This window comes from Kitasatospora sp. NPDC036755 (assembly GCF_040636595.1).
Classification (GTDB): domain Bacteria; phylum Actinomycetota; class Actinomycetes; order Streptomycetales; family Streptomycetaceae; genus Kitasatospora.
On the sequence record NZ_JBEZUT010000244.1, the window covers coordinates 1 to 13,416 of the forward strand.

Below are 13,416 nucleotides of genomic sequence, written 5' to 3' on the forward strand. Positions count from 1 at the left end.
GGCCCGCCGTCCGTCCGGCGCCGCGCCGGGCGTCCGGGCCCTGCGTCGCGTCCGGCGTCACTTCCGGCGCCGCGTCCGGCGTCACGTCCGGCGCCGCGACCGGCGGCCGGGCCTGCGGTGGGGGTCATGGCGCGAGGTATCCGTTCAGTGCTCTGGCCAGTTCGCGCCGCCAGGCCGCCTCTGGCAGGAGGGTGGCGACCATGCGGTGCGACTGGACGGTGGACTGGGCGATCAGCAGGACCATGGCGGCCAGTTCGAGCGGCTCGCCGGCGCGGATCGAGCCGTGTTCCTGGCCCTGCTCGATGCCGGTGCGCAGCGCCTCCAGCAGGCCGCGCTGGCTGGCGCCGAGCCGCTCGACGACGTACCGGAGCAGCAGGTCGGAGTCGTCGGAGCGCAGCAGCGCGCCGATCACCGGGTGGTCGCGCAGGCGGACGGCGATCTCCACGGTCCGGTCGACGAAGGCCTCCCGGTCGGGGCCGGCTGGTTCGGCGGCCTCCAGGGTGGCCAGGATCTCCCGGGTGAGCAGGGCGCCGATCACCGCCCGGACGTCCGGCCAGCGGCGGTAGACGGTCGGCCGGCTGACCCCGGCGCGGCGGGCGATCTCGGCCAACTGGGTGCGGCGCACGCCGAGGTGGACGATCAGGTCGGCGGCGGCGTCCAGGATCGTGTCGTCGGTGCTGCGCTCCCCGGCGGCCGGGGTCTGGGGCTCGGCGTTACTACTTGACATGATGTGTGAAACTGTAACGCATGGCACCTGAGACGCAAGCGGGACCGGCCGGCGCCGCACTTCCGCTCCCCCCGATGAAGTGGGACGCCTGGGGCGACCCGGCCCTCGCCAAGGAGCTGTCCGCGGACATCAAGGGGCTGCTCGCCGCCGCCCTCGGCGTCACCGGCGACGCCGCCCCCGGGCCGAGCGCCGACGAGGTCGTGCTGCACCCGTCCCGGATCTCCGCCGAGGACCTCGACGCGCTGGCCGGCGCCGTCGGCGAGGCGCACGTCAGCGCCGCCGACGCCGACCGGCTGCCGCGCGCCGGCGGCAAGTCCACCCCCGACCTGCTGCGCCGCCGCAGCTGCGACCCGCAGGACGCCCCCGATGCCGTCGTGCTGCCCGGCACCGAGCAGGAGGTCGCCGCCGTCCTCGCGGTCTGCGCCGAACGCCGCATCGCCGTCGTCCCGTTCGGCGGCGGCACCAGCGTCGTCGGCGGCCTCGACCCCGAGCGCGGGGCCTTCGGGTCCGTTGTCTCGCTCGACCTGCGCCGCTTCGACCAGCTGCTCGACCTCGACGAGACCTCCGGCGAGGCCGTCCTCGGCGCGGGCCTCACCGGCCCGGCCGCGGAGGCGCTGCTCGCCGAGCGCGGCTGGGAACTCGGCCACTACCCGCAGAGCTTCCGCTACGCCACCATCGGCGGCTTCGCGGCCACCCGCTCCTCCGGCCAGGACTCCGCCGGGTACGGGCGCTTCGACGAGATGGTGCGCGGGCTGCGCGCCGTCACCCCCGCCGGGGTGCTCGACCTCGGCCGGGCCCCCGCCTCCGCCGCCGGCCCCGACCTGCGCCAGCTCTTCCTCGGCTCCGAGGGCACCCTCGGCGTGATCACCGCCGTCCGCCTGCGCGTCCACCCGCTGCCCGCCGTCAAGGCCTACGAGGCGTGGAGCTTCCCCGACTTCGCCACCGGTACGGCCGCGCTGCGCGCCGTCGAGCAGCAGGGCACCGGCCCGACCGTGATCCGGCTCTCCGACGAGGCCGAGACCATGATCAACCTGGCCATGACCGAGCAGATCGGCGGCGCCCCGGCGGTCACCGGCTGCCTGGCCGTCACCGTCTTCGAGGGCAGTGCCGCCCAGGTCGCCGCCCGGCAGCAGCTCACCCGCGACGTCCTGCTCGCCGCCGGCGGCAGCTCGCTCGGCGAGGGCCCCGCCCACGCCTGGGAGCACGGCCGGTTCAACGCCCCGTACCTGCGCGACTCGCTGCTCAGCGCCGGCGCCCTGTGCGAGACCCTGGAGACCGCGGCGAGCTGGAGCCGGCTGCCGGCCCTGCGCACCGCCGTCACCGAGGCCCTCACCGCGGCCCTGCCCGGATCCCTCGTGCTCTGCCACATCTCGCACGTCTACCCGACCGGCGCCTCGCTCTACTTCACCGTCGTCGCCGCCCTCGGCGAGGACCCGCTCGCCCGCTGGGGCACCGCCAAGCGCGCCGCCGGGGACGCCATCCTCGGCGCGGGCGGCACCATCAGCCACCACCACGCCGTCGGCGCCGACCACCGGCCCTGGATGAGCGACGAGATCGGCGAGTTGGGCGTACGCGTCCTGCGGGCCGTCAAGGCCGAACTCGACCCGGCGGGCATCCTCAACCCGGGCAAGCTGATCCCGTGAACGAGCGATGGGGGTACCCCCGGCCGGAGGCCGGGGGAGAGCGAACCGTCAAGAGGTGCGCGTGGGCGCATGCCCCCGGCGAGCGCGGCGAGGCGGGCGCATGAGCGAGGTGAGAACCGTCCGCAGGGTCGCCGTTCTCACCAACCCGGCGGCGGGGATCGGCCACGCCGAACCCGCCGCCCGCCGGGCCACCGCCCGGCTGCGGGCCCTCGGCGTGCACGTCGACCCGCACGCCGGGCGCTCCCCCGAGGACGCCGTCCGCCTCGCCCGCGAGGCGGCGGCCGACGGGGTGGACGCGGTGGCCGTGGTCGGCGGCGACGGCATGATCAACCTGGCCCTCCAGGCCCTGGCCGGCACCCCCGTGCCGCTCGGCGTGATACCCGCCGGCACCGGCAACGACCACGCCCGCGAGTACGGCCTGCCGATCGGCGACCCCGAGGCCGCCGCCGACGTCATCGCCGCCGGCCGCACCCGCGGCGTCGACCTCGGCCGGATCACCGGCCCGGACGGGGCCGTCCGCTGGTACGGCTCCGTCCTCGCCACCGGCTTCGACTCGCTCGTCAGCGACCGCGCCAACCGGCTGCGCTGGCCGCGCGGACGGATGCGCTACAACCTGGCCATCGTCGCCGAGTTCGCCAACCTGCGCCCGCTGCCGTTCCGCATCACCCTCGCCGACGGCACCGTCGTCGAACGCGACCTGACCCTCGCCGCCGTCGGCAACACCCGCAGCTACGGCGGCGGGATGCTGATGTGCCCGGACGCCCTGCCCGACGACGGGCTGCTCGACGTCACCCTCGTCGACGCCATGCCCCGGCTGCGGATCGCCCGCTTCTTCCCCACCCTCTTCAAGGGCACCCACACCACCCACCCGGAGGTCATCACACTGCGGACCGAGTCCCTGCGGATCGAGTCCCCCGGCATCACCGCCTACGCCGACGGCGAGTTCATCGCCTCGCTCCCCGTGGACGTGGCGGTGGCCAAGGACGCCCTGCGGATCCTGGTGCCGTGAGCCGCCGGCGCCGCGGCCCGGTTCCCCGGACCGCGGCGCCGGAACGACGGTGACCGCAGGAGCGCACCCCGGGACCCGCGATCCGCTCACAAGCCCCGCCGGCCCCGGGCGAACCGCCAAAGGGAACGGGTCCGCACACTCCCATGAGTGCGCGGACCCGTTGCCGCCGCGGGGCCGGACCGGGCTCCTAGACGACGGACTTCAGCTCGCCGACGCTCTCGGTGAGGACCGGCTTCCCGGTGGCCTGGTCGACGGTGAAGACCCGGTGGCCCGCGTCGGTGGTGATCCGGATGCGGTCGGCGCCCGACCACTCCGCCGAGACGAACATGCCCTGACCCAGGAAGCCGCCGTTCCTGAGCCTGATGACGTCCCAGCGGCGGGTCGAGAGCCCGCTGCCCGCCTCCACGCGGATGACGTAGGTGCCGTCGTAGCCCTCCGGATCGTCATGGTGGGCCACCCGCAGGACGTGGTCCGCCCGCTGCGGGGAGGCGGCACGGCTCACCTCCTGGACCTTCGGGCCGAACGGCAGAAGGAGGTGCTTGCCCCCCGCCAGCAGCAGCCCGACGACGGCGAACGCCGCCGCCACCCCGCCCACGACGTCCCACCGGCCACGGACCACGACCGCGGCCAGCAGCAGGACGGCGGCGACGCCGAGCATCGCCCACGGCCGGTTCAGGACGTCGGCCGCCACCGCCCGCCCGCCGTCGCGGGACTCCACACGCCCCACCGCCCACAGCACCGGAGGCACCAGCAGCGCGGCGGCGGCCACCACGCCGCCGGCCTTCCCACGGTTCGTCATCAGGACCCCCTTCGGTTTCCGGGCATCCTAGAAGACGTGATCATCCCGAGCCTCGACGGGCCTGGCGATCGGTTCACCGGCCCCCCTGCCCCGCCCCCCCTGGACGCCGCGGTCCTGAGGCCCGACACCGGAGGCCGGAAAACCGGGTGCCCCGGCGGCACCGGGCCGGGTAGCCTGCGGGGCATGTCGAGCCCTGAGGCATCCAGGGTGGGGGCTTTCGGTCACGCGCCGACGGCCCCCTGAAACCCGGAGACCCCTGAACCGAACACCGGGTTCCGAGCGAGCGCCACGCCTGCGCCGCCCGGGGGTCGAGCGTGCCGTGACGAGACGGCCCCTTCCTCGTCCGCACCGCCTCCTCGGAGCCTCTCGATGCCCTTCCCGCTCTATCTGCTCGCCCTGGCCGTGTTCGCCATGGGCACCTCGGAGTTCATGCTCGCCGGGCTGCTGCCCGGTCTCGCCGCCGACCTCGGCGTCCCCGTCGGTACGGCCGGCGGGCTCACCTCGGCCTTCGCGGTCGGGATGGCGGTCGGCGCGCCGCTGATGGCCGGGCTGGTCCGCGGCCGGCCCGGGCGCGGCAGCCTGCTCGGGTTCGTCCTGGCCTTCGCGGCGGCGCACGCCGTCGGGGCCGTCACCGCGAGCTTCCCGGTACTGCTGGCCACCCGGGTGGCCGCCGCGTTCGCCTACGCCGGGTTCCTGGCCGTGGCCCTGACCACCGCCGCCGCGCTGGTCCCGGCCGACCGCAAGGGGCGGGCCCTGGCCGTGCTGCTGTCCGGGACGACGGTGGCGACGGTCGCCGGTGTCCCGGGCGGGGCCGTGCTGGGCGCGCTGTTCGGGTGGCGCGCCGCGTTCTGGGCCGTCGCGCTGCTCTGCCTGCCGGCCGCCGCTGGCATCGCCAAGGGCCTGGCGCCGCACGGTGGTTCGGCCGACCACCCCGCCGCACCGGCGCTGCGCGCGGAGCTCGCCGAGCTGCGCCGACCGCCGCTGCTCCGCGCGATGCTGCTCGCCGCCCTGGTGAACGCGGCGACCTTCGGCGGCTTCACCTTCCTCGCCCCCGTGGTGACCGGCCCGGCCGGCCTGGGGAGGCTGTGGGTACCGGTCGCGCTGGTGCTGTTCGGGGCCGGGTCGTTCGCCGGCGTCACCGTCGCCGGACGGCTCGCGGACCGGCACCCCGGCCGGCTCCTCGCTGTCGGCGGCCCGCTGCTCCTCGCGGGCTGGCCCGCGCTGGCCCTCCTGGCACACGCTCCGGCCGCCCTGCTGCCGCTGGTGTTCCTGCTGGGCGCGCTGTCCTTCGCGGTCGGCGGCACGCTGATCACCCGGGTGCTGTACGAGGCGGCGGGCGCCCCCACCCTGGCCGGCGCCTGCGCGACCGCCGCGCTCAACCTCGGCGCCACCGCGGGCCCGCTGCTCGCCGCCGCCACCCTCGGCACGGCGGCCGGCGGCCTCGGGCCGTTCTGGGCGAGCGGCCTGCTGGTCGCCGCCACCCTGCCGATCGCGGCGCTTCGGCGCCGGGGCGAGAAGAACTGATGAATCATCAGAGCCCTTCTGGTCGAAGCTGGTTGGGGTACCGGCAGGAGAGGAACGGGAAACCGGTGTTGCTGTCAGACTTTTTGACGGCCGGTGATCCGGTCCGCCGAGGTGCGGGGTGAGCGATGACCCGACGACCGGTTTCCTGAAGGCGGACATGGCGCGGTTCAGCGCCGGCCCCGAAGGTCCGGATCCGGCGATCCGGTACCCCCCGTGACCACTCGAAGTGACTCAGCCCTACTCGCTCGGCGGCCTCTGGAGCCGCCCGCCTGCTTCCGTCATGCCCCTTCGACGCCGACGTGCATGCGGTGGTGACGAGGGGCGTCGATCTCGTCGAGCAGGGCGAGCGCGAAGTCACCGTGGGAGATGCGGCTGGCCATGTTGACGCCGGCCATGGAGTACCGGCCGGAGCCCGCCCCGGCTTCATCGAAGTCGCCGGCCGGGCTGACGATCAGCCAGTCCAGAGCGGTCACCGAGGCACGCAGCACAGCTGTCCCGGCCGCATGAGCGAGGCAGAAGGGCCGGTATTCCTGCGGAAAGCCCGGGGTGTCCATCAAAGGCATCCCGTCGCCGGTCTCAAGTGTTGCCGCCAGGCCGACGGCAACCAACCGTCCCACACCCGCTCGCGCCAGCCCATCGACGAGAGCGTGGGCAGCGGCTGTGAAGAAGACGTCGGGCTGGGCGCCGGCATCGTAGGCGGCCATGATCGCGGCGTCGTGCCCGGCCGCGAGATCGGCAACAGCGTCGGCGTTGGTGACATCACCGGTCAGGATGCGAACTCCCGCGCCTTCAAGGTCCTGGTACTTGGCCGGGTTCCGAACGACAGCGGTGACGTGGTGCCCCCGGTGGAGGGCCTCGCCGACAACTGCCCGCCCGGCGCGCCCGCCTGCCCCGAAAACAATGATCTCGCTCATGGACTGCCCGCCCCGCCTCTCAAGAAGCTCTGCCTTTCGACGTGCCTGAGCAAGGTAGCCGCACTCATGGTTACCTCCTGGATACCGCACTACGATGCCTCCGTGACCAAGCCCCTGGACCCGGAGATGTTCGACCCGCTCTGCCCCTCTGACCTGGTGCCGATCCGCGTGGGGGACAAATGGGCAGGAATGATCATCCAGTGCCTCGTGGGCGGCCCCCGACGGTTCTCTGAACTGCGGGTCCCCCTGCGGAACATCACGCCCAAGGTGCTCACACAGTCACTCCGGGCGCTGGAGCGTGACGGCTTCATCGTCCGAACGGTCCATGCGGGACCCGCCCGGCACGTCGAGTACGAACTGACCTCGCTCGGCCGGAGTCTCCTTGACCTGCTGGACGCGGCACGCGCCTGGGCAAAGGCACACCTGGACGAACTCATCGACGCCCGCGAAGCGAGATCGCCCGCCAACCGCACCAGCTGATTCAGCGTTTCCCCCGCCTCACTCGCGGTGATCTCATCCGCGACACGGCAACGAATACGCGACACATCAACATGCGACCTCACCAGTCCCGAGGCCGGTGCACCTCCCCCTGGTGCGCGGACTCGGCTGACCCAACTGCCCGATCCCGCCGCTGAAGTCCCGCGCCCCGCGCCGCACGAGCCCCCGCCACGGCCCCCGCCACGGACGCGCGAGGTGGGGCGGCGAACACGGCCTCCCGCCCGCCGAACGGGGCGGCGCCCGCGGTGGCGCACGTCCAGCAGTCGCGCCCCACCGGAACGCCGGGGTGTGCGAACGCCGGGTTCACACCCCGGCGTTCGCACGCCCGGCGTCACACGCCCGGGGTCGCCGCCAGCCGGCCGTCCGCGATCGCCGCCACCAGGTCGCCGTGGTCGGCGGCCGTCCGGTCGGCGTAGCGCAGGGCGAAGTCGGCGACGGCCTCGACGAAGGTGTCCGCGCGGCCGAGGTAGCCCGCGATGGCGAGGCGGTCGCCGGTGCGGGCGTGGGCGCGGGCGAGGGTGCGGCCGCAGAGGTCGGCGTAGCTACGCAGGCCGGAGGGGCGGAGGGCGGTGATGTCCGTCGAGCCCTTCATGTCGCGCAGTTGGCGGCCGTAGAAGTGACGCCCGGCCGGGCCGGTGGTCCAGCCGAGGAAGATGTCGCTGGCGGCCTGCATCAGGTGCTGTCCGGTGACGACCCGGTGGCCGCCGTGGTGGGCGGCCACCTCGGCGGCCACCCTCGCCTCCGCCCGCAGCGGCGGCAGGTGCTCTTCCAGCACCGAGCGGCCGGCCTCCTTGAGTTGGAGGAACAGCGGGTCGTTGCCGCCCTGGCCCTCCAGCAGCACGATGAAGCAGCGGGTGCCGACGCTGCCCACGCCGACCACCTTGGTCGCCGCCTCGACGAAGCGGTAGCGGTCCAGCAGCACCCGGCGCTCCTCCGGGAGGCTCGCCCGGTAGTCGGCGAACACCTTGCCGATGCCGCGCAGTCCGTTCCGGTCCAGCGGTTCGATGAGCGGCGGCGCGCTGATGATCCGGCACCGTCCGTCCCGTTCCTCGGTGAGCTTGCCGAGCGCCTGGAGGCTGGTGCGGCCGCGGGCTCGGGCGAGGTCGGCCTCGGCCCGTCGGCGCTGCCCCGGCTTGCGCAGCAGGGCCGGCAGGTCGGCGGTGTCCACCCGGGCGTACCAGACGTCGAGTTCACCCATTCCGGCCAGTCGCCGGACGGCGCCGGCGTAGCCCTGGACGGCGGCGAGCGCGGCCCGGCGTACCTGCTCCTCGTCCTGGCGGTTGTCCCGGGCGGCGACGGCGACGCTGGCGGCGAGCCGTTTGACGTCCCACTCGAAGGGGCCGGGGTGGGTCTCGTCGAAGTCGTTGACGTCGAAGAGCAGCGCGCGTTCCGGCGAGGCGTACACGCCGAAGTTCAACAGGTGGGCGTCGCCGCAGAGTTGGACGGTGATCCCGGTGTCGGGGAGGGCGCCGAGGTCGGCCGCCTGCACGGCGGCGGCGCCGCGCAGGTAGGCGAACGGGCTCTCGGCCATCCGCCCGCGGCGGATCGGCAGCAGCTCGGCGACCCGGTCCTCGCACTGCCGTTCCAGCACGCCGAGCGGGTCGGGCCGGTCGGCGGCGGGGATCCACCGGCCGTGGGCGGAGCGGGAGACGCGGTCCCGGGCGGCCCGGCCGCGCCGGCGGCGTTCGGCGGGGGTGGACATGCGGCGGCTCCGTCCGTCGGCGACTGCTCCTCCGCACGTTAGACAGGAGTGCCGGAGGGCGCAGCGCGCGCCCACCGGCACTCCGCCGTCCGGGTGATTCCGGCCGGGTGATTCCCGCCCGGACGGTGCCGGTCCGAGCGGTGCCGGTCCGGACGGTGCCGGTCCGAGCGGTGCCGTGCGCGCTCAGCGCACCGTGAAGTCCGCCATCATCGCCATGTCCTCGTGCTCCAGGTTGTGGCAGTGCAGCATGTACGCGCCCGTGTAGTCGGTGAAGCGCACCAGTACCTCCACGGCCTCGGCCGGGCGCAGGTCCACGGTGTCCTTCCAGCCCGCGTCGTACGGCCCGGGGTCCGCGCCGTTGCGGCCGATCACCTGGAAGTGGTCCAGGTGGACGTGGACCGGGTGGTGGAGGTCGGTGGAGAAGCGCCAGAGTTCGACCGCGCCGAGGGCGGGTGTGGCGATGGTCCGGCCGGGTTCGTACGGGACGCCGTTGATGGTCCAGCCGTCGCCGCGGCTGCGCCGGAAGGTGAAGTCGCGGGTGGTGGTGGCGGAGGAGGCGTCCAGGGTCTCGACGGTGGCGAGCCGGTCGGGCACCGTCGCGTCGTCGGTGACCTGCTTCGCGGTGACGTCGAAGCGCATCACCTCGGCCGTCCGTCCGCTGCCGAAGCGGTTGACCAGCCGGACCTGGGTGCCGGGTGCGTAGCGGGAGAAGTCGACCACGACGTCGAAGCGTTCGGCGGGGGCGATCTCGATCCCGTCGTGCCGGACCGGGGCGGCGAGCAGGCCGCCGTCGGAGCCGATCTGGACCAGGGCACCGCCGCCGGCGGGCTGCGGGTCGAGTTCGAGCCGGTAGAGCCGGGCGTTGGAGGCGTTCAGCAGCCGCAGCCGGTAGCGGAGCCGGTCGACGTCCAGCCGGGGCCAGGGCGCGCCGTTGACCAGGATGACGTCGCCGAGCACGCCGTTGGCGTAGGCGGCGGTGACGCCCGGCTCGGCGAGCTGGGGGTCGGTGGCGGGGTAGCGGAAGGAGCCGTCGGCGGCGAAGGAGCGGTCGGTGATCATCAGCGGCAGGTCGCGCTCGCCGCGCGGCAGCGGCAGCGCGGCCTCCTCGTCGTCGTGCACGAGGTGGAAGCCGGCCAGTCCGCGCCAGACGCCGGGGCCGGTGAAGCCCATCCGGTGGTCGTGGTACCAGAGGGTGGCGGCGCGCTGCTTGCCGGGATACGTGTACGTGCGCTCGCCGGTGGCGGTCGTGCCCGCCGCGTGACGCATCCCCGGCATGCCCGGCATCCCCGGCATGCCCGCCATGTGGCCGGCCCGCTCGGCGGCGTCCGCCGAGGTGCCCACCGGCAGCAGCAGGTCCACCGGGTAGCCGTCGCTGTCGGCCGGGGTGTGGCCGCCGTGCAGGTGGGTGACGGAGGGCACCGGCAGCTCGTTGCGGTGCGTGACCACGGCCGTCCGCCCCGAGCGGGTGACCACGGTCGGCCCGGGGAAGCTGCCGCCGTACGTCCAGGCCTCCGTCTTCACCCCGGGCAGGATCTCCAGCTGGGCGACCCGCTGGGTGATCTCGTAGTGGTCGCCCGTCCCGTCGGTGCGCACGGGCTGCAGTACGGTCGGCACCGGCAGCGCGGCCAGGAAGGCCTCCGGCAGGTCGAGTTCGCTGCTCAGCAGCTGCCCGGGCCGGCCCTCGGCGAGCAGCCGGGCGGCGGAGGGGACGGCGACGGCGGCCAGGGCGCCCGCGCCGAGGACGGAGGCGCCGATGCCCAGGAACCGGCGCCGGTTCACCGGGACACCTCGACCGGGCCGCCGGGGCGCGGCAGCCGTCCGCTGCCGTCCGGGCCGGCGACGATCCCGGCGTCCCGGGCGGGCAGCGGCAGCCGCCAGGCGCCGACCAGGCCGAACAGCACGCCGCTGACCAGCAGCACGCCGAGCGTGACGTGCACGCCGAGCGCCCGGGCGTAGCCGGCGGCGATCTGGCCGATGACGGCGACGGTGAGCAGGGCGGTGGTCCACAGCGGCCAGAGCGGGCCCCGGCCGGGCCACCGGACGGCGGCGGCCACCGCCAGCTGGACCACCACCAGGGTGCCCAGCATCATCGCGTTGCCCTCGTGGTCCTTGAGGGAGTCGTAGGTGCCGTTGAGGAAGCTGCCGGCCAGCATGACCTGGAGCAGTGCCAGCAGGGTCAGCAGGGTGGTGGAGGTGCGCAGCAGGATCAGCGGCCAGCGGGGGGCGGGGGCGGCAGGAGGACTGCTCATGTCGGGCTACTCTCTGCGTCGACGGTCCGGCGGGGTGCGGCGAGAGCGTAACTGATCCGACGTCACCATCAGCCTCAATAATGGTCGTTGGACTATCATGCGGCCCCGATGCCGCCCGCTCGGGCCGTCGTTCTCACCCGAAGGAGGGGCGCCCTCAAGCCGTCCTTGAGTGCGCCCCTCCGGGGCCGGTCACGATCCGCCACCGGCCGGGGCCTCCGCCGCCCCGGCCGGTGGCCGGATCCCGCTACTGCCGCGCCGCGCCGAGCGTCGCCGGCCGGGTCCGCAGCAGGGCCCGGACCGGCACCCCGGTCGCCGCGAGGCAGAGCAGCACGGCTCCGACGGCCAGCGGCAGGGCGAGCATCGGCGGGACGTACGGGGCGGCGTTGGCCACGCCCCGGGTGACCGGCACCAGGGTGACCCCGGCGATCGCCGCGCCGACCGCCAGCCCGGTCGAGGCCACCAGCAGCGCCTCCCAGCGCATCATGCCGCGCACCTGGCGCCGGGTGGTGCCGGCCAGCCGCAGCAGCGCGACCTCGCGGCGCCGGTCCAGCACCGTCATCACCAGGGTGTTGGCGGCGCTGACGGCGGCGAACCCGCCGAGCACCGCGGCCATCACGGTGTTGGCCCAGCCGTTCAGCTCCAGGCTCTTGTCCGCCTGGGCGACGAACCCGGCCCGGTCGGTGACCGCGGCCCCGGGCAGGGCGCCCAGCCCGGCGGCCACCGCCGCCGGGTCGGCGCCCGGGGCGTCGGCGACCAGCACCTGGCTGTCGTACCCGGCGGTGACGTGCGCGGCCACCGCGGCCCGCGGCAGCAGCGCCTGGCCGACGCCGAGCCCGCGGTCGTACACCGCGACCACGGTGGGCCGTACGGCGGTGCCGTCGCCGAGCCAGAGCGGGACCTGGCCCCCGACCTTCGCGCCGAACTGGTCGGCCAGGGAGGAGCTCAGCGCGATGGTGTCGGGGCCGCGGCCGAGGTCGGCGAGCGTGCCGCTGCGCACGCCCAGGTCGAGCACCTTCGGCAGCCCGGCCGGGTCCCCGTCGACGCCCAGCACGGGCGCGGAGCCCAGCAGGCCGCCGGCCTTGATGACGACGCCGGTGCGCAGCACGCCGACGGCGGCGTCCACCCCGGGCACCCGGGCCGCGCGCTCGGCCGTCCCTGCGGGCAGACCGGGGCCGGTGGTGCCGATGACGTGGTCGGCGGTGACGCCGGCCCTGACGTTCTCGCCGGCGGTGTGGCGCACGGTGCTCTGGAGGATCAGCAGGGTGCCGCAGAAGGCGGTGACCAGGACGATCGGGGTGATCGCGGAGGCCAGTCGGCGGGCGTTGGCACGGGTGTTGTCGGCGGCCAGCGAGCCGGGCGCGCCGCCGGCCCGTAGCGGGGCGCCCAGCACCACGGCGGCCGCCCGGGCCAGCGAGGGGCCGAGCAGGGCGACGGCCAGCATGAAGCACATCACCACGCCGAGCGCGGTCTGGGCGGCCTTGGCGCCGTCGAGGGCGGTGGCGACGACGGCGGCCGCGCAGCCCCCCGCGACGAAGACCAGTCCGAAGGCGGTACGCACCCGGCCCGGGCGGGGCGGTTCGACGGCGGCCTCGCCGAGCGCCTGGGCGGCGCGCATCCGGGACGGCCGGCGGGCGGCCAGGGACCCCGCCGCCAGCGCGGAGAGGGTGCAGACGAGGACGGCGGCGAGCATCGGCAGTGGGCCGACGTCCAGCCGGACGCCCGCGGGGACGGCGCCGCGCTCGACCAGCTGGTCGAACCACCAGCGGGCGAGGGCGATCCCGGGCAGCGCGCCGAGCGCCGCGGCGAGCGGCGCGACCAGCACCGCCTCGGTGGCGATGGTGCGGCGGATCTGGCGCGGGGTCGCGCCGATGGCGCGCAGCAGGGCGAACTCTCGGGCGCGCTGGCCGGTGGCGAGGGCGACGGTGCTCATCACCACGAAGATCGCGGTCATGGCCGCGTAGCCGCCGAAGCTGCCGCCGATGCCCACCAGCAGGGTGCGGGCGTCGCCGAGGGCGGGTTGCTCGACCTCGCTCCGGTCGTCCCCGGTGAAGACCCTGGCGTCGTCGCCGACGGCCTGGCGGACCTGCGCGGCGAGCGCGCCGGGGCTCAGCCCCTCGCGGGGCTGCACGGCGACGGCGTCGATCCGGCCGGGGTGGCCGGAGAGCCGGTCGGCGGTGGCGTCGGCGAACCAGGCGGTGGGGCCGGCCTGCTGGGCGGCGGCCAGGCCGGAGACCCGGTAGCTCGCGGCGCCGCCGGGCGCGGTGAGCGTGATGCTCGCGCCGGGCGCGAGCTTGGCGGCGCGCGCCGTCTCCGCGTCCAGCACCACCTCGTTCGCGCCGGGCGCGCGGCCC

11 protein-coding genes are annotated in these 13,416 nt (G+C 75.3%); 4 read left to right on the top strand and 7 right to left on the bottom strand.

Annotated features, from left to right (window positions below):
* Positions 1 to 124: 124 nt before the first annotated feature.
* Entirely contained in the window at positions 125 to 727 is a 603-nt protein-coding gene (locus tag AB0E96_RS29270) for a helix-turn-helix domain-containing protein (protein WP_359828698.1), read from the bottom strand.
* Positions 728 to 801: 74 nt separating this feature from the next.
* On the opposite strand from AB0E96_RS29270, the gene AB0E96_RS29275 reads away from it, so the two are divergent.
* Both AB0E96_RS29275 and AB0E96_RS29280 read left to right on the top strand, forming a co-directional pair.
* Positions 802 to 2,370 (top strand): FAD-binding oxidoreductase, encoded by a 1,569-nt coding sequence (locus AB0E96_RS29275; RefSeq protein WP_359828699.1) that lies wholly within the window; start codon positions 802 to 804, stop codon positions 2,368 to 2,370.
* 100 nt (positions 2,371 to 2,470) lie between these two features.
* Positions 2,471 to 3,379, top strand: a complete 909-nt coding sequence (locus tag AB0E96_RS29280; RefSeq protein ID WP_359828700.1) for a diacylglycerol kinase — start codon at positions 2,471 to 2,473, stop codon at positions 3,377 to 3,379.
* Positions 3,380 to 3,566: 187 nt separating this feature from the next.
* Here AB0E96_RS29280 and AB0E96_RS29285 read toward each other — a convergent pair whose 3' ends face one another.
* Complete coding sequence (locus AB0E96_RS29285) at positions 3,567 to 4,178, bottom strand: hypothetical protein (RefSeq protein ID WP_359828702.1); 612 nt, start codon at positions 4,176 to 4,178, stop codon at positions 3,567 to 3,569.
* Positions 4,179 to 4,547: 369 nt separating this feature from the next.
* Between AB0E96_RS29285 and AB0E96_RS29290 the strand changes: the two genes are divergently transcribed.
* Positions 4,548 to 5,702 (top strand): Cmx/CmrA family chloramphenicol efflux MFS transporter, encoded by a 1,155-nt coding sequence (locus AB0E96_RS29290; protein ID WP_359828704.1) that lies wholly within the window; start codon positions 4,548 to 4,550, stop codon positions 5,700 to 5,702.
* A 278-nt stretch (positions 5,703 to 5,980) separates the two neighbouring features.
* Here AB0E96_RS29290 and AB0E96_RS29295 read toward each other — a convergent pair whose 3' ends face one another.
* Complete coding sequence (locus AB0E96_RS29295) at positions 5,981 to 6,616, bottom strand: NAD(P)H-binding protein (protein ID WP_359828705.1); 636 nt, start codon at positions 6,614 to 6,616, stop codon at positions 5,981 to 5,983.
* Positions 6,617 to 6,718: 102 nt separating this feature from the next.
* Between AB0E96_RS29295 and AB0E96_RS29300 the strand changes: the two genes are divergently transcribed.
* The gene (locus AB0E96_RS29300; RefSeq protein ID WP_359828707.1) at positions 6,719 to 7,096 is read left to right on the top strand and encodes a helix-turn-helix domain-containing protein; all 378 of its coding nucleotides are present in this window, start codon (positions 6,719 to 6,721) and stop codon (positions 7,094 to 7,096) included.
* 349 nt (positions 7,097 to 7,445) lie between these two features.
* Here AB0E96_RS29300 and AB0E96_RS29305 read toward each other — a convergent pair whose 3' ends face one another.
* The 4 genes from AB0E96_RS29305 to AB0E96_RS29320 all read right to left on the bottom strand — a co-directional run.
* Positions 7,446 to 8,816, bottom strand: a complete 1,371-nt coding sequence (locus AB0E96_RS29305) for a DUF2252 domain-containing protein (protein ID WP_359828708.1) — start codon at positions 8,814 to 8,816, stop codon at positions 7,446 to 7,448.
* A 183-nt stretch (positions 8,817 to 8,999) separates the two neighbouring features.
* On the bottom strand, positions 9,000 to 10,595 hold the full coding sequence (locus AB0E96_RS29310) for a multicopper oxidase domain-containing protein (RefSeq protein ID WP_359828710.1): 1,596 nt from the start codon (positions 10,593 to 10,595) through the stop codon (positions 9,000 to 9,002).
* Positions 10,592 to 11,065 (bottom strand): hypothetical protein, encoded by a 474-nt coding sequence (locus tag AB0E96_RS29315; RefSeq protein WP_359828711.1) that lies wholly within the window; start codon positions 11,063 to 11,065, stop codon positions 10,592 to 10,594. The genes AB0E96_RS29310 and AB0E96_RS29315 overlap by 4 nt, the downstream gene beginning before the upstream one ends.
* A 244-nt stretch (positions 11,066 to 11,309) precedes the next feature.
* The coding region (locus AB0E96_RS29320) for an FtsX-like permease family protein (protein ID WP_359828712.1) at positions 11,310 to 13,416 on the bottom strand (2,107 nt) is incomplete at its 5' end.

Bases quoted from the DNA above. Each gene is read 5' to 3' on its own strand.
- AB0E96_RS29295 (WP_359828705.1), bottom strand. From the start codon at position 6,616: ATGAGCGAGATCATTGTTTTCGGGGCAGGCGGGCGCGCCGGGCGGGCA.
- AB0E96_RS29275 (WP_359828699.1), top strand. From the start codon at position 802: ATGAAGTGGGACGCCTGGGGCGACCCGGCCCTCGCCAAGGAGCTGTCC.
- AB0E96_RS29280 (WP_359828700.1), top strand. From the start codon at position 2,471: ATGAGCGAGGTGAGAACCGTCCGCAGGGTCGCCGTTCTCACCAACCCG.
- AB0E96_RS29315 (WP_359828711.1), bottom strand. From the start codon at position 11,065: ATGAGCAGTCCTCCTGCCGCCCCCGCCCCCCGCTGGCCGCTGATCCTG.
- AB0E96_RS29270 (WP_359828698.1), bottom strand. From the start codon at position 727: ATGTCAAGTAGTAACGCCGAGCCCCAGACCCCGGCCGCCGGGGAGCGC.
- AB0E96_RS29305 (WP_359828708.1), bottom strand. From the start codon at position 8,816: ATGTCCACCCCCGCCGAACGCCGCCGGCGCGGCCGGGCCGCCCGGGAC.
- AB0E96_RS29290 (WP_359828704.1), top strand. From the start codon at position 4,548: ATGCCCTTCCCGCTCTATCTGCTCGCCCTGGCCGTGTTCGCCATGGGC.
- AB0E96_RS29285 (WP_359828702.1), bottom strand. From the start codon at position 4,178: ATGACGAACCGTGGGAAGGCCGGCGGCGTGGTGGCCGCCGCCGCGCTG.